We start from the raw sequence: 19718 nt of genomic DNA on the forward strand, positions 1-19718 counted from the left end.
GGAAAATCGTCGCTGATGGCGGTATTGTCCGGCCTTGAGCGGGCGACCGGGGGGTCGATCCGTATCGCCGGCGCCGATTTCACCGCCCTCGGCGAGGACGATCTGGCGCGGGCCCGGCAGGGGCGGATCGGGATCGTCCTCCAGGCCTTCCACCTGCTTCCGACGATGACGGCGCTCGAGAATGTCGCCGTGCCGCTGGAGCTGGCCGGGCGGGACGGCGCCTTCGACCTCGCCCGCGCCGAGCTGGAGGGGGTCGGCCTCGGCCACCGCCTCACCCATTATCCGGCGCAATTGTCGGGCGGCGAGCAGCAGCGCGTCGCCATCGCCCGCGCCTTCGTGGCCGAGCCGTCGCTTCTGCTGGCCGACGAGCCGACGGGCAACCTGGACCTGGAGACCGGCGCCCACATCGTGGAGCTGCTGTTCGGCCTGGCCGAGCGGCGCGGCACGACGCTGGTCCTGATCACCCACGACCCGGCGCTGGCCGAGCGCTGCGACCGCACCGTGAAGCTGATGGACGGCCGCATCGCCGACGACGGCCGCCACGCCGCCCGCGGCTTGGCCGTGGAGGCGTGACCCGCCCATGACCTCCCTCCTCCTCGCCCTTCGATTCGCCCGCCGGGAGCTGCGCGGCGGGCTGCAGGGGTTCCGCATCTTCCTGGCCTGCCTCACGCTCGGCGTCGCCGCCATCGCCGCCGTGCAGTCGGTGTCCAGCGGCATCCTCGAAGGGCTGAAGGAGGACGGGCGCGCCATCCTGGGCGGCGACGTGGCGATCCGCCAGATCTACCAGCCGCCCGGCCCGGAGGCGATGAAGCACCTGGAATCGTCCGGCCGCATCGCCGCGTCCGTCGAGATGCGCGCCATGGCGCGCAGCGACGACGACGCGCGCTCCTCCCTGGTCGAGCTGAAGGCGATCGACGGCCTCTACCCGCTGTACGGCAGCGTGGAGCTGCGCGGCGGTGCCGACATCCACGCCGCGCTGGCGCAGCGCGGCGGGCGCTGGGGCGTGGTGGTGGAGGACACGCTGCTCGACCGCCTGGGCGTCCAGCCCGGCGGGACGATCAAGCTGGGCGATTCGACGGTGGAGGTGCGCGGCGTGCTGGCGCGCGAGCCGGACCGGGCGTCGTCCAACACCTTCAGCCTGGGGCCGCGCCTGATGGTCGGCCTGGGCGCCATGCAGGACACCGGGCTGACGCAGCCGGGCAGCCTCGTCTACTGGAACCACAAGCTGGCACTGCCGCCGGGCACGAACCTGACGGCGTGGCAGGACGAGCTGAAGCGCCGCTTCCCCGACGCCACGTGGCGCGTGCGCGACTACACCAACGCCTCGCCCCAGGTGGCCTCCTTCATCGAGCGGATGACGCTGTTCCTGACGCTGGTCGGGCTGACGGCGCTGCTGGTGGGCGGCGTGGGCGTCGGCAACGCGGTGCGCAGCCACCTGGACGCGCGCGGCGAGACCATCGCCACGCTCAAATGCGTGGGTGCCCCCGGCGACCTCGTCTTCCGCACCTATCTGGCGCAGATCCTGGCGCTGGCCGGCGTGGGCATCGCGCTGGGGCTGGTGGTCGGCGCCGTGGCGCCGCCGCTGCTGAGCCTCGCGCTGGACGGGCTGCTGCCGGTCGGCGTGCGCATCGGCGTCTATCCCGGCGCCCTGCTGACCGCCGCGCTGTTCGGCCTGCTGACCGCGCTGACCTTCTCGCTGTGGCCGCTGGGCCGGGCGCGGGAGGTGCCGGCGGCCGCCCTGTTCCGCGACGTGGTGGCCCCGGCCCAGGGCTGGCCCAAGCCGGTCTACGTGGCCGCCACCGCCGCGTCGGCGCTGGCGCTGGCCGCGCTCGCCATTCTGACGGCGGAGAACAAGGTGTTCGCCGGCTGGTTCGTCGGCGGCGCCATCGCCACCTTCGCCGCCTTCCGTGGTGCCGCGTGGCTGGTGACGCACGCCGCCGCGCGCGCCGGCCGGCCGAAGCGGCCGGGGCTGCGGCTGGCGCTGGCCAACCTGCACCGGCCGGGCAACCCGACGGGCAGCGTCGTGCTGTCGCTCGGGCTGGGCCTCACGGTGCTGGTCACCATCGCGCTGATCCAGGGCAACTTCACCCGCCGCGTGACCGAGACGATCCCCAAGGACGCGCCCAGCTTCTTCTTCGTCGACGTGCAGCCCGACCAGTTCGAGCCGTTCAAGCAGATCGTCCAGGCCGTGCCCGGCACCCGCGGCTTCGACGCCGTGCCCAGCCTGCGCGGCCGGCTGGAGACGGTGAACGGGACGGAGGCCGAGAAGGCGCTGCGCGACCCCGACAAGGGCTGGATCCTGCGCGGCGACCGCGGCATCACCTGGTCGGCCACCAAGCCCGCCAATTCGGAGATCGTCGCCGGCCAATGGTGGCCGGCCGACTACCAGGGTCCGCCGCTGATCTCCATCCACAAGGACGTGGCGGAGGCCTTCGGCATCGGCCCCGGCGCCAAGCTGGGCGTCAACATCCTGGGCCGCACCATGGAGGCGGAGGTCGCCAACGTGCGCGCCGCCGACTTCTCCAGCATGCGCATCAACTTCGCGCTGGTCTTCGCGCCGGGCGCCCTGGAACGTGCCCCCATGACCTGGATCGCCACCGTCAACGCCACGCCGGAGGCGGAGGAGGCGGTGCAGCGCGCCGTGCTGGCGCGCTTCCCCAACATCACCATGGTGCGGGTGAAGGACGCGCTGGAGACGGTCAACACCATGCTGGGCCACATCGGCACGGCGGTGCGCATCACCGCGTCGATCACGCTGGCGGCGGGCACGCTGGTGCTGGCCGGGGCGGTGGCGGCCGGGCACCGGCGCCGCGTCTACGACGCCGTCGTGCTGAAGGTGCTGGGCGCGACGCGCGGCGACGTGCTGCGCGCCTTCCTGCTGGAATACGGCCTGCTCGGGCTGGTGACGGCGGCCATCGCCGGGGTCATCGGGACGCTGACGGCGTGGGCGGTGCTGACGCGGCTGATGCGCTGGGAATGGACGTTCCTGCCTTCGGCGGTGCTGTGGACCGCGGTGCTGAGCACGGCGATCACGCTGGCCTTCGGCTTCTTCGGCACGTGGCGCGCGCTGGGCCAGCCGGCGGCACCATTGCTGCGCAACGAGTGACGAGTGCTTGCCGGGCGGAAGCCCGGTACACGCGACTCATCTTGAACGAAGGGGCGAAGTCTACAATATGACTCGGTGTTGAGTTTCACCGACACCCCGAGGACCACAATGTCTGACCCGATGTACCGTTCCTACGCGACCGCAGGCCGCGCGATCGATCGGGGATACTTCGACGCAGGCCTGCGCCAGTTCATGCTGCGCATCTACAATTACATGGGTGCTGGCCTGGTGGTCACCGGCCTGGTGGCTTTCCTCGCCTCGACCAGCCCGGCGCTCATGCAGGCGATCTTCACCACGCCGCTGAAGTGGGTGGTGATGCTGGCCCCGCTGGCCTTCGTGATGGTGCTGTCCTTCGGCATCCAGCGGCTGTCGTTCGCCACGGCCCAGCTGATATTCTGGGTCTACTGCGCGGCGATGGGCCTGTCCATGTCGGCGATCTTCCTGGTGTTCACCGGGTCGTCGATCGCGCTGACGTTCTTCGTCACGGCGGCCACCTTCCTGTCGATGAGCCTGTGGGGCTACACGACGAAGCGTGACCTGTCGGGCATGGGCTCGTTCCTGATGATGGGCCTGTTCGGCATCATCATCGCCAGCCTCGCCAACCTGTTCTTCGCGTCCAGCGCCTTGCAGTTCGCGATCTCGATCATCGGCGTGCTGATCTTCACGGGCCTGACCGCCTACGACACGCAGCGCCTGAAGGAGGTCTATGCCGACGGCTTCGACCGCGAGAGCGAGGGCAAGCTGGCGCTGATGGGTGCGCTGACCCTGTACCTGGACTTCGTGAACCTCTTCACCTTCCTGCTCCACTTCATGGGGCAGCGGGACGAGTAAACGGCGGTCCGGGACCCGCTCCGGCACATCGTCGCCCCCTCCCGGCCCGGCCGGGAGGGGGTTTTCGTTTCGGGGCCGCCCTTACAGCCCCAGCACGTCGCGCATCGTGTACAGGCCCGGCGTCTTGTCGGCGGTCCACAGGGCGGCGCGCACGGCGCCCTTGGCGAAGACCTGCCGGCTCGACGCCTTGTGGGTGATCTCCACGCGCTCGCCGTCGGTGGCGAAGACCACGGTGTGGTCGCCCACCACGTCGCCGCCGCGCAGGGTGGCGAAGCCGATGTCGCCGGCGCGGCGCGGGCCGGTGTAGCCGTCGCGCGTCTTCTGCCAGACGTCCTCCAGTGCCACGCCCCGGCCGGCCGCCGCGGCGCGGCCCAGGCCCAGCGCGGTGCCCGACGGCGCGTCCACCTTGTGGCGGTGGTGCATCTCGACCACCTCAATGTCGTAATCGTCGCCCAGCGTGCGCGCCACCTGCTCCACCACCGCCAGCAGCACGTTGACGCCGACCGACATGTTGGGCGCCTGCACGATGGGCGTGTGCGTCGCCGCCGCGGCCACCGACGCCAGTTGCGACGGGTTGAGGCCGGTGGTGCCGATGATCAGCGCGGTCTGCCCCTGCGCCGCCAGGGCGGCGTGGCGCTCCGCCGCCTCGGCCGAGGTGAAGTCGATGACGGCGTCGGCCTCGGCGAACAGCACCGCCGCGTCGTCGATGACGGGCACGCCCAGCGCCTCGATGCCGGCCAGCAGGCCGATGTCCTTGCCCACCGCCGGACCGCCCACGCGCTCCGTGCCGCCGACGACGGTGCAGCCCGGCGTGGCCGCCACCTCGCGCACCAGCATCTGCCCCATCCGCCCCGCGCACCCGACGATGCCGATCTTCATGCCACCCTCCCTTGGTCCAAGGCGGACAGCACTAGCACAGCCGTCCCCGGCCGTTAAGCCCGCGGCGCCAGACAGCCGGTCAGTGAATTCGCAAGGCTGCGCAGCAGCGTCGGGTACAGCTCCGGCCCGTCGGGGATGGCGGCACCCTCGGGGTCCAGTGTGCCCTTCCTGGCGCCCGTGCCCTCGATCAGCGTGTCCACCAGCTTCGGTTCGAACTGCGGCTCGGCGAAGACGCAGGCGGCCCCCAGCGTCCTGATACGCTCGCGGATCGCCGCCACCCGTTTGGCGGAGGGGGCGCGTTCCGGGTTCACGGTGATGGCGCCGACGGCGTTCAGGCCGTAGCGCTTCTCGAAATACTGGTAGGCGTCGTGGAAGACGACGAACGGCCGCGCCGCCACCGGCGCCAGCGCCGCCTTCAACTCGGCATCCAACGCGTCCAGGCGCTTGCCATAAGCCTCGGCGTTGGCCCTGTAGGTGGCGGCGTGCGCCGGGTCGCGCGCGGCCAGCGCCTCGGCGGCGGCCCGCGCCATCGCCCTGGCGTTGTCCGGGTCGAGCCAGACGTGCGTGTTGACGTCGCCGTGGTCCTTGCCGGCGTGGTCATGCTTGTGCGCGTGGCCGTGGTCGTGCGTCTCCCACGCACCGCCCTCGCGCGCCTCCAGCAGCGTGATGCCCGGTGCTTCCAGCAGTTCCACCACCTGCACCGACTTCGGCACGGACTTCAGCGGCTTGACCAGGAAGGTCTCCAGCGCCTCGCCCACCCAGAACACGAAGTCGGCGCCCTGCAGCGCCCGCGCGTCGGACGGCTTCATCGTGTAGTCGTGCGGCGAGGCGGCACCGCGCACGATCAGCGCCGGCTCCCCCACGCCCTGCATCACCGCCGACACCAGCGAATGCACCGGCTTGATGGAGGCGACGACCTTCGGCACGTCCGCCAACGCGGGCGCGGCGGCGAGCAAGCCGCAGGAGAATGCCAGGGCAAGGAGGGGGCTGCGCATGGGTTCCATGACCTTTGTTGGGGTGTCTATGGCTGGACAGGCGAACCGTTTCGGCGCATACGGGAGGCCGTCCCCCAAAGTGTGACGTTATAACATAACATGTCAAGCCCGCCCGAACCGCTGATCACCGCCGAAGCCCTCACCGTCACCCTCGGCGGCCGCACGCTGCTCGACCGCATCGACCTCGCGGTGAACGAGGGCGAGGTGGTGACGCTGATCGGCCCCAACGGCGCCGGCAAGACGACGCTGGTGCGCGCCGTGCTCGGCCTCGTGCGGCCGACCTCCGGCACGGTGCGGCGGCGGGCGGGCTTGCGCATCGGCTACATGCCGCAGAAGCTGTCCATTGACGGCACGCTGCCGCTGACCGTGCGCCGCTTCCTGGCGCTGTGGCGCCCGGTGAGCGCCGCGCGCATCGACGCGGCGCTGGAGGAGGCGGGGGTGGCGCACCTCGCCCGCTCCCCCGTGCAGTCGGTGTCGGGGGGCGAGCTGCAGCGCGTGCTGCTGGCCCGCGCCCTGCTGTCCGAGCCTGAGTTGCTGGTGCTGGACGAGCCCGACCAGGGCGTCGACGTGCACGGTCAGGCGGAGCTGTTCAACCGCATCGACCGGTTGCGCCGGTCGCACGGCTGCGGCGTCCTGCTGGTCAGCCACGACCTGCACACGGTGATGGCGCGCACCGACCGCGTGCTTTGCCTGAACGGGCACGTCTGCTGCTCCGGCCGGCCGGAGGACGTCAGCCGCCACCCCGAGTACCACGCCCTGTTCGGCCGCCACGCCGCCGAGCTGGCCATCTACCTGCACCACCACGACCACGCCCACACCGGCGACGGCCGCGTCGTGCCGGGCGCCGACTGCTGCGACGGCCACGACCACCAGCATCACCATCATCATCACGAGGGGGAGCACCACCATGGATGACTTCATGGTCCGCGCCCTGGTGGCCGGCTGCGGCATCGCGGCGCTGGCCGGACCGCTCGGCTCCTTCGTGGTGTGGCGGCGCATGGCGTATTTCGGCGACACGCTGGCGCACTCGGCCCTCCTGGGCGTGACGCTGGGCTTCCTGCTGGGCATCGACCCGACGGTGGGCGTGGTGGCGGTGTGCGTGGTGCTGGCGCTGCTCCTGACGGCGCTGCAGCACCGCCGGGCGCTCGCCTCCGACACGGTGCTGGGCATCCTGTCGCATTCGTCGCTGTCCTTGGGCCTCGTCGCCGTGGCGTTCCTGGAGACGCTGCGCGTCGACCTCGTCGGCTATTTGTTTGGCGACATCCTGGCCGTCACGTCCGACGACATCCTGCGCATCTACGCCGGCGGGGCGGTGGCGCTGGCCGGCATGGCGCTGCTGTGGCGCCGCCTGCTGGCCGTGACGGTCAGCGAGGATCTGGCGCAGGTGGAGGGCATGCCGGTGGTGGCCCTGCGCCTCGCCTTCATGCTGCTGATCGCGCTGGTGATCGCGGTGGCGATGAAGGTGGTGGGCATCCTGCTGATCACCTCCCTGCTGATCATCCCGGCCGCGGCGGCCCGCCGCTTCGCCCGCACGCCGGAGGAGATGGCGGCGCTCGCCGCCGTCATCGGCATGGGGGCGGTGGTCGCCGGCATGCTGGCGTCCCTCAACTGGGACCTGCCGGGCGGCCCCAGCGTCGTGGTCGCCGCGGCGGCGCTGTTCCTGGCCGCGCAGATGGTGCCGGGACGCAGCGGCTGAATCAGGGCGTGCCTTGTGGGAACCGGTCCCGCACCCTATTGTGGTTGCCCACAGGGAGTCCCCGAACAAAGAAGACCGCCGCCATGGCCGAGACCCGCACCGGCCCCCGCGTGGGGCTGTTCGTCACCTGTCTGGTCGACCTGTACCGCCCCACGGTCGGCTTCTCCGCCGTCAAGCTGCTGGAAGACGCCGGCTGCACCGTCGCGGTGCCGGCCGGGCAGACCTGCTGCGGCCAGCCGGCCTTCAATTCCGGGGACCGCGCGGACGCCGCCGCACTCGCCCGCCAGACCATCGCCGCGTTCGAGGGGTTCGACCATGTGGTGGTCCCCTCCGGCTCCTGCGCCGGCATGATCCGCGTGCATTACCCGGAGCTGCTGGCCGACGACCCCGCCTGGGCGCACCGCGCCCGGCACCTGTCCGCCCGCACGCACGAGCTGGTGTCCTTCCTGGTCGACGTGCTGGGCGTCACCGGCGTGGCCGCCCGCTACCCGGACGCCGTCACCTACCACGACAGCTGCTCGGGCCTGCGCGAACTGGGCATCAAGGCGCAGCCCCGCGCCCTGCTCGCCTCCGTGGACGGGCTGGAACTGCGCGAGCTGCCGGGGGCGGAGGTGTGCTGCGGCTTCGGCGGCACCTTCTGCGTCAAGTATCCGGAGATCTCCAACCGCATGGTGGAGGACAAGGCCGCCGACATCGCCGCCACCGGGGCCGGCACGGTGCTGGCCGGCGACATGGGCTGCCTGCTGAACATCGCCGGCAAGCTGTCGCGCCAGGGCAGCCCGGTGAAGGTCCGCCACGTGGCGGAGGTGCTGTCCGGCCTCGCCGGCGATGTGCCGGCCATCGGCGAAACCGGCCGGTAGGGAAGGGGAACGCGCATGCACTCCACCGCCCATTCCTTCCCCGAGAACAGCCGCCGCGCGCTGGAGAACGAGCGCCTGCAGTACATGCTGCGCAAGTCCGGCACCGGCTTCCAGGACAAGCGCCGCCGCGCCGCCGAGCGCCTGCCGGAGTTCGAGGACCTGCGCGACCAGGGCAAGGCCATCAAGAACCACGTGCTGGAGAACCTCGACGTCTACCTGGAGATGTTCGAGGCGAAGGTGACGGAGCAGGGCGGCCACGTGCACTGGTGCCGCACCGCGGCCGAGGCGCGCGACACCATCACGGAGATCTGCCGCAACGCCGGTGCGAAGACCGTCACCAAGGGCAAGTCGATGATCGCCGAGGAGATCGCGATCAACGACCACCTGGAATCCAACGGCTTCATCCCCATCGAGACGGACCTGGGCGAGTACATCATCCAGCTGCGCAAGGAGCCGCCCAGCCACATCATCGCCCCCGCCTTCCACGTGTCGAAGGAGGAGGTGGCCGACGCCTTCCGCGCCGCCCACACGGAGCTGCCCAAGGACCGCCCGCTCGACGAGCCGCGCGAGCTGATCACCGAGGCGCGCCTGATGCTGCGCCGCCGCTTCCAGGAGGCGGACGTCGGCATCACGGGTGCGAACCTGCTGATCGCCGAGACCGGCTCCACCGTCATCGTCACCAACGAGGGCAACGGCGACCTGACGCAGACGCTGCCCAAGGTGCACGTGGTCCTGGCCTCCATCGAGAAGATCGTGCCGAACCTGGAGGACGCCGCCACCGTGCTGCGCCTGCTGGCGCGCTCGGCCACGGGGCAGGAGTTCTCCGCCTACACCACCTTCTCCACCGGCCCGCACCGGCCGGGCGACGTGGACGGGCCGGCGGAGTTCCACGTCGTCCTGCTCGACAACGGCCGCTCGGCGCTGCTCGGCACCGAGTTCCAGGAGGTGCTGCGCTGCATCCGCTGCGGGGCGTGCATGAACCACTGCCCGGTGTACGGCGCGGTCGGCGGGCACGCCTACGGCTGGGTCTATCCGGGGCCGATCGGCGCGGTCCTCGACCCGGCGCTGATCGGCATCAAGGAGGCCGGGCACCTGCCCAACGCCTCCACCTTCTGCGGCCGGTGCGAGGCGGTGTGCCCCATGCGCATCCCGCTGCCCAAGATGATGCGCCACTGGCGCGAGAAGGAGTTCGAGCAGAAGCTCCAGCCCCCCGCCATGCGCCGGGGTCTGGGCGTGTGGGCGTGGTTCGCGCGGCGCCCGGCGCTGTACCACGCGGCGGCGAAGATGGCGATCCGCACGCTCGGCCGCTTCGGCCGGGGCAAGGGCCGCTTCGCCAGCCTGCCGCTGGCCGACGGCTGGACCCGCTTCCGCGACATGCCCGCGCCCGAGGGCCGCACCTTCCAGGACCTCTGGGCCGAAAAGCAGCGGGGAGGGCGCTGAGTCATGAGCGATCAGTCGAAGGGCGAGGCCCGCAACCAGATCCTCTCCGGCATCCGCACCGCGCTGAAGCGCGGCCCCGCCACCGACGCCCAGCGGGGCGCGGCGGCGGAGCGCGTGCGCACCCACCCCCGCAACCTCGTCCCCGCCCGTGCCCAGCTGGACCATGAGGAGCAGGTCGCGCTGTTCGTGCGCATGGCGCTGGAGGTGTCTTGCACGGTGGAGCGCATCCCCGACCTCGCCGCCGTGCCGCAGGCCGTGGCCGAATACCTCGCCGGCCTCAACCTGCCGGCCGAGCTGCGCGTGGCCCCCGACCCGGAGCTGTCGGCCATCCCCTGGGCGGAGCGGCCGACGCTGACCGTCACCGCCGGCCGCGCCCGCGACGCCGACGCCGTGTCGCTGACCGGCGCCTTCGCGGCGGTGGCGGAGACCGGCACGCTGATGCTCGTTTCGGGTGCGGAACGTCCGACGACGCTGAACTTCCTGCCCGACACTCACATCGTCGTCCTTCGCAGGGACCAGATCGTCGGCGGCTACGAGGACGCCTGGGACCGGCTGCGCGCCGTGCAGGCGTCGTTCGAGGGCGGCATGCCGCGCACGGTGAACCTGATCACCGGCCCGTCGCGCACCGGCGACATCGAACAGACCATCCAGCTCGGCGCCCACGGCCCCCGCCGCCTGCACGTCCTGCTGGTCGGGGAGTGAGCAAGGTGTGTTTTTTTGCCACAGATGAACACAGATGGACACAGATGAAGGATGATGGGCATGCCTTGACCGGCCGGCGCATCGATCTGAGAAAATCTGTGTTTATCTGTGTTCATCTGTGGCCAACCCTTCGTCCTCGAAAGCAGGAACTCGCCCGGCAGGACGGAGCATGACCCGCCGCAAGCGCACCGTCACGCCGGAGGAGCAGGCGTTGTGGCGCACGGTGATGCGCGACGCCGTGCCCATGCCCGGCCGCTCGCTGGCCGAGGCGATGACCTCTGCCCCGCCGGTGGCGGAACCCGCCGCCGAACCGGCCCCGCCGCCCACCGCGCCCACATCCCCACCGCCGGCCAAGCCGTCGAAGCGCACCTACGTGCACGTCGTCCCGCCGCCGCTCACGCCCGGCGACACCAGCGCCATCGACGGCCGCAACGCCGACCGGCTGCGCCGCGGCAAGATGGAGATCGAGGGCCGCATCGACCTGCACGGCATGTCCCAGGCGCAGGCGCACACGGCGCTCGCCTCCTTCGTCCACCGCGCGTGGCACGAGGGGCGGCGCTGCGTGCTGGTCATCACCGGCAAGGGCACCTTCAGCGGGGCCGGCGGCGGCGTGCTGCGCCGCGCCGTGCCGGGCTGGCTGGGCGACCCGCCGCTGCGCCCCATGGTGCTGGCCGTCCAGCCCGCCCAGCCGAAGGACGGCGGCGATGGTGCCCTGTACGTCTTGATCAAGCGGCGGCGGGACCGTAAAGACCGCTGACATGACCCCCTTCGGCGACAAGGTCCGGGCGCTGCGCGAGACGCGCGGGGTGACGCTCAAGCAGATGGCCGCGGACCTGCACATCTCCTCCGCCTACCTCTCGGCGCTTGAACACGGCAAGCGCGGGCAGCCGTCGGCGCAGCTCGTGCGGCAGATCTGCGGCTATTTCGGCATCATCTGGGACGAGGCGGAGGAGCTGGAGCGTTTGGCCGCCCTCTCGCACCCGCGCATCACCGTCGACACGGCGGGCCTCAGCCCGAAGGCGACGGAGCTGGCCAACCGGCTGGCCGCCTGTATCCACGACCTGGACGAAGGCGCGCTGGACGGGCTGCTGGCCGTGCTGGACACCGTGCCGCCCGGCCTCACGGCCCCGCGCCGCCGGCGCGGCGGGCGCCGACGCTGACAGGGGGCGCTGACAACGTGCGAACACCAACGAAAGGATAGCATACATTCCCCGGCGCACCCGTTATCATCGCCACGTACCCATACTTTTGTGGTATTCAACTATCCAAGATGGATAGCCGGTATCCGGGTCGTGAGATGAGTCCAACGGGGCGCAATCGATGTCGCTGAACGGCAGCCACAGGCGGGCCGCCGCCCCGGCGTTTGCCGACGGGCCGGACGGCGCGCTGTTCCGCGGCATCTTCGAGTCGTCGCCGGCCGGCATCGCCGTGGCCGACCCCGGCGGCGTGGTGATCGCCGCCAACCCCGCCTTCGCCGCCATGCTGGGCTATACGCCGGACGAGTTGGCCGGCCTGCCGCTCGCCCGCATCACCCACCCGGACGACTGGCTGCTGGAGGCGCCGGCCTTCGCCCGCGCGGCGCGCGACGCCGCCGCGCCGCAGCCGTTCGAGAAGCGCTACCTGCGCAAGGACGGCGGCGTGGTGCGGGCCTCCGTGCGGCCGTCGCTGCTGCGCGACGCTAACGGGCGGGTCAGCGCGCTGGTCGCCATGATCGAGGACTTCGGCGTCCACCGCGCCGCCGCCACCGCCGCCGCGGACGAGCTGCGCCGCAGCGAGCGGCGCTACCGCGGCATCATCGCCGCCACCAACGAAGGTTTCTGGCAGCTCGACGCCGATTTCGTGACGGTGGAGGTGAACGGCGCGCTGGCCCGCATGCTCGGCTGCCGCCCCGCCGACCTGATCGGCCGCCCGCTGGCCGACTTCCTGCCGCCGGGGCAGGAGGACGCGGTGTGCGCAGCCCTGGCCCAGCCGGACGACCGGCAGCACACCTTCGACCTGACGCTTCTGGGTCCCGGCGGCCAGACCGCGCACACCCGCGCGCACCTGGGCGCGCTGGACGAGGAGGAGGGGCGCCCCGGCGGCTGGTTCGCCCTGGTCAGCGACCACACCGCGCTGAAGCAGCACGAGGTGGAGCTGCAGCGCTCCGAGGCGCGCTTCCGCGCCATCGTCGAATCGGCGGTGGAGGCGATCCTCACCGCCGACACGCGCGGCGTCATCCTCAGCGCCAACCCGTCGACCGAACGCGTCTTCGGCTTCACCCAGGCCGAGCTGGTGGGCCGCCACATCCACGCGCTGATGCCGGCGGACGAGGCGCGCCGCCACGCCGACTACGTGCGCCGCTACATGACGACGGGCGAGAAGGCGGTCATCGGCCGCGGGCGCGAGGTGACGGCGCAGCGCAAGGACGGCACCACCTTCCCCGCCTGGCTGTCGCTGGCCGACATCGACCTGCCGGGCTTCCGCGCCTTCGTCGCCATCATCGGCGACATCACGCCGATGAAGCAGGCCGAACACGCGCTGGTCGAGGCCAAGGAGGCGGCGGAGCTGGCGAACCGCGCCAAGACCGCCTTCCTGTCGAACATGAGCCACGAGCTGCGCACGCCGCTCAACGGCATCCTGGGCTTCGCCGAGGTGATCCACCAGCAGATGCTGGGGACGCTGGAAAACCCGATGTACCTGAACTACGTCGCCGAGATCAAACGCTCGGGCGAGCTGCTGCTGGCCAACATCAACGACCTGCTGGAGATGGCGACGATCGAGGCCGGGCGGGTCGACCTCGACGTCACCATGGTGGATTTCCGCGACATCGTCGTGTCCTGCCTGCGCCTCGTCGCCAAGCGGGCGGAGCGCGCCAAGCTGCGCGTCGAGGCCGACATGGGGGAGGAGCTGCCGCCCCTGATGGCCGACCCGCACGCGTTGAAGCAGGTGCTGCTGCACCTGCTGTCCAACGCCATCAAGTTCACGCCGGAGGGCGGGCGCATCGGCGTGTCGGCGCGCATCGACAATGCCGGCGCCCTGGTGGCCGAGGTGTTCGACAGCGGCATCGGCATCCCCGCGGACCGGCTGGAGACGGTGTTCTACCCCTTCATCCAGGGCGACGCCTCCCTGTCGCGCCGGTTCGAGGGGATCGGCCTCGGCCTGTCCATCGCCAAGTCGCTGCTGGAACAGCACGGCGGCCGTCTGGAGATCCGCTCCACCGAGGGTGCCGGCACGTCGGTGATGCTCCGCCTGCCGCCGGAGCGCTTCGTCAGCGACTGGTGACCCCAGATTTCACGGGACAGCCGGGGTGGTGCCACCTATCTAGAACCACGACCAGACAAAGCCCCTCTCCCTTGAGGGGAGAGGGGTTGGGGTGAGGGTGGGTACGCCCGGCAGGGCGGAAGGATGACTCTTTTCCCGCCATCCGGCGGTAATGACCCCTCATCCCAACCCTTCTCCCTCAAGGGGAGAAGGGCTCCATCATCATCGGAGACCCGTTCCCGTGCACGCGACCGATGCCCTGACCGACGAGGGCGCTTTCCGGCGGATCGCCGGGCGCCTGGGCGCGCTCACCGGCTGGCGCCGGCTGGCCGCGGCCTTCGCCTTCGGCGGGCTGGCCACCTTCGCCCTGCCGCCGGCGCACGCGGTGCCGGTGCTGTTCGCCGCCTTCCCGGCGCTGCTGTGGCTGCTGGACGGGGTGGAGCGGCCGCGCACCGCCTTCGCCGTGGGGTGGTTCTTCGGCTTCGGGCACCACCTGCTGGGCCTCTACTGGGTGACCTGGGCGCTGTTCACCGACATCGGCCAGTTCTGGTGGGCGCTGCCGCTCTCCACCACCGGCCTGCCCATGGGGCTGGCGCTGTTCACCGGCCTCGTGGCGCTGATCGTCTGGGCGCTGGCCAACTGGGCGCTTCCGGCGCGCGGGCTGGCGCGGGCGCTGCTGTTCGCCGTCGTGTGGACGGCGGTGGAATGGCTGCGCGGCCACGCCCTCACCGGCTTCCCGTGGAACCTGATCGGCTATTCCTGGGTCGGCACGCTGCCGGTGCTGCAGGCGGTCTCCGTCACCGGCATCTACGGCCTCGGCCTGCTGACCGTGCTGGTCGCGGCGCTGCCGGCCGCCTTCGCCGACCCGGCGGAGCCGCCGCGCCGCACCGCGCTGGCCCTGCTGGCTGGGCTGGCGCTGTTCGGCGGCATCGGCGCCTGGGGGGCGATGCGGCTGGCCGGGGCGCCGGCCGACACGGTGCCGGGCGTGCGCCTGCGCCTGATCCAGGCCGGCATCGAGCAGCGCTACAAGTGGGACCCCGCGGCACGCCGGCAGGTGTTCGAAAGCCAACTGGAACTGGCCGCCCAGCCGGCCGCCGATCCCGCCGCCGGGCCGGTGACGCACGTCATCTGGCCGGAGACGGCCATCCCGTACTTCATCGAGCACGACATGGCCGGCCGGCAGGCCGTGGCCGCGGTGACGCCACCGGGCGGGCTGACGCTGACCGGGGCGCCGCGCCGGCAGGCCGGGCCGGACGGGCAGCCGCGCTACTACAACAGCCTGCTGGCTATCGACGCCGGGGGGCGGGTGACCGCCACCTTCGACAAGTTCCACCTCGTCCCGTTCGGCGAATACATGCCGCTGCGCTCCTGGCTGCCGGTGGGGGCCATCGCCGGCTACGGGTCGGAGTTCTCGGCCGGGCCGGGGCCGGTCACGCTGCCGCTGGCCGGCCTGCCGCCGGTCAGCCCGCTGATCTGCTACGAGGTGATCTTCCCCGGCGCCGTGGTGGACGCGTCGGCGCGGCCGCAGTGGCTCCTCAACCTCACCAACGACGCGTGGTACGGCCACACCGCCGGGCCGCACCAGCACTTCGCCATCTCCCGCGTGCGCGCGGTGGAGGAGGGGCTGCCGCTGGTGCGCAGCGCGCAGACCGGCATCTCCGGCGTGGTCGACGCGCACGGCCGCGTCACCGCCGAACTGGGCCTGGGCGCGCGCGGCGTTCTGGACGCGGCTCTGCCGGTCGGCCTAGCGGATCCCACCATTTACGGACGTGCCGGGGACTGGGTTCTGGTGGTACTTCTCATGATCTGTACGGCTTTGGCGGGCTTCGCTCGACAACGGCGCTAGCGCACCCCAACTCTCTTCCACAACCCACGCGCATAGCTGGGGCACAAGGGGCGGGCTTGACTGCATACGCGGATATGCTCTACAAAGGGACCTACACACGTATTCAGGGAAAAGGCCATGCAGGCAGCAGCGAGGGGTCGTCGGGGCGCGACAGGACGTCCTAAAACGGGGAAACCCAATCCGATCGACGTGCACGTCGGCTCGCGCGTGCGGCTTCGCCGCACCCTCCTTGGGATGAGCCAGGAGAAGCTGGGCGAGGCGATCGGTCTGACCTTCCAGCAGGTGCAGAAGTACGAGCGCGGCGCCAACCGCATCGGCGCGTCGCGCCTGTTCGATCTGAGCCGCGTTCTGGACGTGCCGGTGTCGTTCTTCTTCGACGACATGCCGGCCGACGCGGCCTCGGCGCCGGTCGACGACGACGGCCCGACGGTGGACGACGGCCGCAGCGGCGGCTACGAGCCGGACCCGATGGCCAAGCGCGAGACGCTGGAACTGGTCCGCGCCTACTACCGGATCAACGATCCGTCGGTGCGCAAGCGCCTGTTCGAGCTGACCAAGGCCGTGGCCAACGCCGCCGCGATCGAAGCGGCCGAATGACGTGGTTCCATACGGTCGCCGCACGGTGACCGTCGCCGATCGATCGGCGGGGTGTGTCGCGGACGCGGTACATCCCGCCGTTCGCGTTTTCGCCTCCTGCGCCTTCCGCCGCAGGGAGATTGCTTGACCGCGCCCGTAAACCTTGTCAAATACCGATGATCCGGCGGCATGGCTGTCGCGCCTTTCCAGGCCGCCCCAGTCAAAGAGCCTGTAAAAATAGCCGAGGCAGACCGTGGCCAAGCAGAATTACGTCTTCACGAGCGAGTCCGTGTCCGAGGGTCATCCGGACAAGGTGTGCGACCGCATCTCCGACGCGATCGTCGATCTCTTCCTGTCGCAGGACCCCTACGCGCGCGTCGCGGTGGAAACGCTGGCCACGACGAACCAGGTGGTCCTGGCCGGCGAGGTGCGCGGACCCGAGAGCATCACCCCCGACCTGCTGGAGCAGGTGGCCCGCCACGCCGTGAAGGACATCGGCTACGAGCAGGACGGCTTCCACTGGGAGAAGATGGACGTCAAGGTCCTGGTGCACTCGCAGTCGGCCGACATCGCCGTGGGCGTCGACGCCGCCGGCAACAAGGACGAGGGTGCCGGCGACCAGGGCATCATGTTCGGCTACGCCTGCCGTGAGACCCCGGCCCTGATGCCGGCCCCGATCTACTACGCCCACGCCATCCTGAAGTCGCTGGCCGAGGCCCGCCACTCCGGCGCCGCCCCGCTGCTGGGCCCGGACGCCAAGAGCCAGGTCACGCTGCAGTACGTCGACGGAAAGCCGGTGCGCGCCACCTCGGTGGTGGTCTCCACCCAGCACGACGCCTCCATCGACCAGGACGCGGTGCGCGAGATCGTGCGCCCGCACGTGATCAACTGCCTGCCGCAGGGCTGGATGTGCGAGGAGCCGCACTTCTACGTCAACCCGACCGGCCGCTTCGTCATCGGCGGCCCGGACGGCGACGCCGGCCTGACCGGCCGCAAGATCATCGTCGACACCTACGGCGGTGCCGCGCCGCACGGCGGCGGCGCCTTCTCGGGCAAGGACCCGACGAAGGTCGACCGCTCGGCCGCCTACGCCGCCCGCTACCTGGCCAAGAACGTCGTGGCCGCCGAGCTGGCCGACAAGTGCACGATCCAGCTCAGCTACGCCATCGGCGTGTCGAAGCCGCTGTCGGTCTACATCGACACCCACGGCACCGGCCGCGTCGACGAGGACCGCCTGTCCGACGTGCTCCAGCAGCTGGTGAACCTCAGCCCGCGCGGCATCCGCGAGCACCTGGGCCTGAACAAGCCGATCTACGCGCGCACCGCCGCCTACGGCCACTTCGGCCGCGAGCCGGAGGCCGACGGCGGCTTCTCCTGGGAGAAGACCGACATCGCCGCCGAGCTGAAGCGCGCCTTCTCCTGATCGCCCCGACAGGCGACCCGCGTGCAGGGGCCTTCGGGCCCCTGCATCCGTTTGGAGCATCCGTTTCCGGCACCCGTTTTTTGGCATCCGTTCCTTCAGGCACCCCTCCCATGATCGACGCCTCTCAGGATCCCGCCCGCAGGCTCTACGGCCGGCGCAAGGGCCGCCCGCTGCGCAAGCGCAAGTCCGGACTCCTGGAAACCCTGCTGCCCGGCCTCGAACTGCCCATCCCGCAGCCGGGCGACCGCATCGACGACCCCGCCGCGCTGTTCCCGCGCCCAGTGGACGACGTGTGGCTGGAGGTGGGGTTCGGCAGCGGCCATCACCTGGCGTGGCAGGCGGCGAACCACCCGCAGGTGGGCGTCATCGGCTGCGAGCCCTTCGTCAACGGCGTCGCCGCGCTGATGGCCCTGGTGGACGAGGCGAAGGTCGACAACGTCCGCGTCCTGCCGGACGACGCGCGCCCGCTGCTGGACGCGCTGCCCGACGCCTCCATCGGCCGCGCCTTCATCCTGTTCGCCGACCCCTGGCCCAAGAAGCGCCACTGGGAGCGCCGCTTCGTCGGCCCGCAGAACCTGCCCCGCCTCGCCCGCGTGCTGAAGGACGGCGCCGAGCTGCGTCTGGCCAGCGACGACATGGGGCTGGTGCGCTGGATGCTGGAGCACACGGTCAAGCACCCGGACTTCGAGTGGACCGCGCAGCGCCCGTCCGACTGGCGCGTGCGCCCGGCCGACTGGCCGCCCACCCGCTACGAGGAAAAGGCCATCGAGGCCGGCCGCAAGCCGGTCTTCCTGCGCTTCATCCGGAAGCCCCGGGGCTGAGCGGCGTCCCGGACTCCGGGTTTGCATCCGACTGAAGCAGTTCAAGCTCGATGCCACCCGTTGCGCTGAAATCCGAACCTCCAGCCTCCAGCATCCAGCTTCCAGGAAGCCGGCTTCCAGATACGGAGCCTCCGGCATCCGCTTCAACCGCTCCGAAAAGAGCTTGCAGTGGGGTGAGGAACGGCTATATTCAGCCCCGATATCCCATACGACTTGGCGGTCCGCGCAAGCGGGCCGGCGAGACGCTTTGCGGGTGGGCTGCGGCCCACCTTAATTTTTATCGGCGTGTGGAATCCTCGCGGCACGGGGCCGGCGGGGCAGGCATTGGTGGAATGGACGCAACCGGTCGGATCGAGCAGATCATCGCACCTTCGGTCGAAGCCATGGGCTACGAGATCGTTCGCGTGCAGTTTTCGGGGGGCCAGCGCCCCATCCTGCAGATCATGGCCGAGCGCGCCGACGGCGCGCCCATGACCGTGGAGGATTGCGCCGACATCAGCCGCTCGCTCTCCGCCGTGCTGGACGTCGAGGATCCCATCACCGGGGCCTACACGCTGGAGGTCAGCTCGCCGGGCATCGACCGGCCTCTGACGCGGTTGAAGGATTACGAGCGCTTCGCCGGCTTCGAGGCCAAGGTCGAGACCCGTCTGGCCATCGACGGCCGCAAGCGCTTCAAGGGGCGGCTGCAGGGCGTCGAGGATGGCGCGGTGCTGATCGACACCGAACAGGGCCAGGGCCGCGTGCCCTTCGACAACATTCACCGCGCCAAGCTGGTGCTGACGGACGACCTCATCAAGGCCCACCAGGACCAGGCCAGCCTGGACCAGGAGTGACGGGGCGGGGATGAGGGGGCCGGCGCCGCCGGCCGCGGGAGAGACAAGAAACTTGGTCGTTTCAGGAAGAGTGACGGATGGAACTGCTGCAAGTCGCTGACGCGGTCGCCCGCGAAAAGAACATCGACCGGGACGAGGTCCTGGAGGCGATGGAGCAGGCGATTCAGAAGGCTGGTCGCTCCAAGTACGGCCATGAGCACGACATCCGCGCCCGCATCGACCGCAAGACGGGCGACATCCACCTCGCCCGCTACCTCGAGGTCGTGGAGACGGTGGAGAACGAGGCGACGCAGGTCGGCCTCGCCTACGCCCAGCGCCGCAAGCCGGACACCAAGCCCGGCGACTGGATCGTCGATCCGCTGCCGCCCATCGACTTCGGCCGCATCGCCGCCCAGACCGCCAAGCAGGTGATCGTCCAGAAGGTCCGCGACGCCGAGCGCAAGCGCCAGTTCAACGAGTACAAGGACCGC

Annotated in this window: 19 protein-coding genes; 17 read left to right on the forward strand and 2 right to left on the reverse strand. The window is 71.0% G+C overall.

Annotated elements, in window-relative coordinates; genetic code table 11:
* From VED21_RS02055 to VED21_RS02065, 3 genes are all read left to right on the forward strand, one after another.
* Positions 1-573 (forward strand): ABC transporter ATP-binding protein (locus VED21_RS02055; RefSeq protein WP_324880644.1); only part of this gene is annotated, 573 nt, incomplete at its 5' end.
* A 7-nt stretch (positions 574-580) separates the two neighbouring features.
* Positions 581-3106, forward strand: coding sequence for an ABC transporter permease (locus VED21_RS02060; RefSeq protein WP_324880645.1), 2526 nt, complete (start codon positions 581-583; stop codon positions 3104-3106).
* Between the two features lie 108 nt (positions 3107-3214).
* On the forward strand, positions 3215-3937 hold the full coding sequence (locus VED21_RS02065) for a Bax inhibitor-1/YccA family protein (RefSeq protein WP_349256302.1): 723 nt from the start codon (positions 3215-3217) through the stop codon (positions 3935-3937).
* 81 nt (positions 3938-4018) lie between these two features.
* Here VED21_RS02065 and dapB read toward each other — a convergent pair whose 3' ends face one another.
* A complete protein-coding gene (gene dapB, locus VED21_RS02070; RefSeq protein WP_324880646.1) occupies positions 4019-4816 on the reverse strand; it encodes a 4-hydroxy-tetrahydrodipicolinate reductase in 798 nt (265 codons plus the stop codon).
* A gap of 53 nt (positions 4817-4869) precedes the next feature.
* The gene (gene znuA, locus VED21_RS02075) at positions 4870-5811 is read right to left on the reverse strand and encodes a zinc ABC transporter substrate-binding protein ZnuA (RefSeq protein ID WP_324880647.1); all 942 of its coding nucleotides are present in this window, start codon (positions 5809-5811) and stop codon (positions 4870-4872) included.
* 99 nt (positions 5812-5910) lie between these two features.
* Between znuA and znuC the strand changes: the two genes are divergently transcribed.
* From znuC to VED21_RS02145, 14 genes are all read left to right on the forward strand, one after another.
* Positions 5911-6726, forward strand: a complete 816-nt coding sequence (znuC, locus tag VED21_RS02080; RefSeq protein ID WP_324880648.1) for a zinc ABC transporter ATP-binding protein ZnuC — start codon at positions 5911-5913, stop codon at positions 6724-6726.
* Positions 6719-7507: a zinc ABC transporter permease subunit ZnuB gene (gene znuB / locus VED21_RS02085; protein ID WP_324880649.1), complete on the forward strand. Its 789-nt coding sequence runs from the start codon at positions 6719-6721 to the stop codon at positions 7505-7507. The genes znuC and znuB overlap by 8 nt, the downstream gene beginning before the upstream one ends.
* Before the next feature lie 83 nt (positions 7508-7590).
* A complete protein-coding gene (locus VED21_RS02090; protein WP_324880650.1) occupies positions 7591-8367 on the forward strand; it encodes a (Fe-S)-binding protein in 777 nt (258 codons plus the stop codon).
* A 15-nt stretch (positions 8368-8382) separates the two neighbouring features.
* The gene (locus VED21_RS02095; RefSeq protein WP_324880651.1) at positions 8383-9807 is read left to right on the forward strand and encodes a LutB/LldF family L-lactate oxidation iron-sulfur protein; all 1425 of its coding nucleotides are present in this window, start codon (positions 8383-8385) and stop codon (positions 9805-9807) included.
* Between the two features lie 3 nt (positions 9808-9810).
* The gene (locus tag VED21_RS02100) at positions 9811-10509 is read left to right on the forward strand and encodes a lactate utilization protein (protein WP_324880652.1); all 699 of its coding nucleotides are present in this window, start codon (positions 9811-9813) and stop codon (positions 10507-10509) included.
* 169 nt (positions 10510-10678) lie between these two features.
* Entirely contained in the window at positions 10679-11266 is a 588-nt protein-coding gene (locus VED21_RS02105; protein ID WP_324880653.1) for a Smr/MutS family protein, read from the forward strand.
* Position 11267: 1 nt separating this feature from the next.
* Positions 11268-11669: a helix-turn-helix domain-containing protein gene (locus VED21_RS02110; RefSeq protein WP_324880654.1), complete on the forward strand. Its 402-nt coding sequence runs from the start codon at positions 11268-11270 to the stop codon at positions 11667-11669.
* Between the two features lie 160 nt (positions 11670-11829).
* On the forward strand, positions 11830-13770 hold the full coding sequence (locus VED21_RS02115; protein WP_324880656.1) for a PAS domain S-box protein: 1941 nt from the start codon (positions 11830-11832) through the stop codon (positions 13768-13770).
* 220 nt (positions 13771-13990) lie between these two features.
* Entirely contained in the window at positions 13991-15595 is a 1605-nt protein-coding gene (lnt, locus tag VED21_RS02120) for an apolipoprotein N-acyltransferase (RefSeq protein WP_324880657.1), read from the forward strand.
* Between the two features lie 117 nt (positions 15596-15712).
* Positions 15713-16192 carry a helix-turn-helix transcriptional regulator gene (locus tag VED21_RS02125; protein WP_324880658.1) on the forward strand — a complete coding sequence of 160 codons (480 nt, stop codon included), beginning with the start codon at positions 15713-15715 and terminating at the stop codon, positions 16190-16192.
* Positions 16193-16424: 232 nt separating this feature from the next.
* Positions 16425-17594: a methionine adenosyltransferase gene (gene metK, locus VED21_RS02130; RefSeq protein WP_324880659.1), complete on the forward strand. Its 1170-nt coding sequence runs from the start codon at positions 16425-16427 to the stop codon at positions 17592-17594.
* A gap of 110 nt (positions 17595-17704) precedes the next feature.
* The gene (gene trmB, locus VED21_RS02135) at positions 17705-18415 is read left to right on the forward strand and encodes a tRNA (guanine(46)-N(7))-methyltransferase TrmB (RefSeq protein WP_324880660.1); all 711 of its coding nucleotides are present in this window, start codon (positions 17705-17707) and stop codon (positions 18413-18415) included.
* Positions 18416-18747: 332 nt separating this feature from the next.
* On the forward strand, positions 18748-19248 hold the full coding sequence (gene rimP / locus VED21_RS02140) for a ribosome maturation factor RimP (RefSeq protein WP_324880661.1): 501 nt from the start codon (positions 18748-18750) through the stop codon (positions 19246-19248).
* A gap of 77 nt (positions 19249-19325) precedes the next feature.
* Positions 19326-19718: NusA N-terminal domain-containing protein (locus tag VED21_RS02145; protein WP_324880662.1), on the forward strand; the 393-nt coding region annotated here is incomplete at its 3' end.

Origin of the sequence: Azospirillum sp. (assembly GCF_035627195.1) — a bacterium.
GTDB lineage: Bacteria > Pseudomonadota > Alphaproteobacteria > Azospirillales > Azospirillaceae > Azospirillum.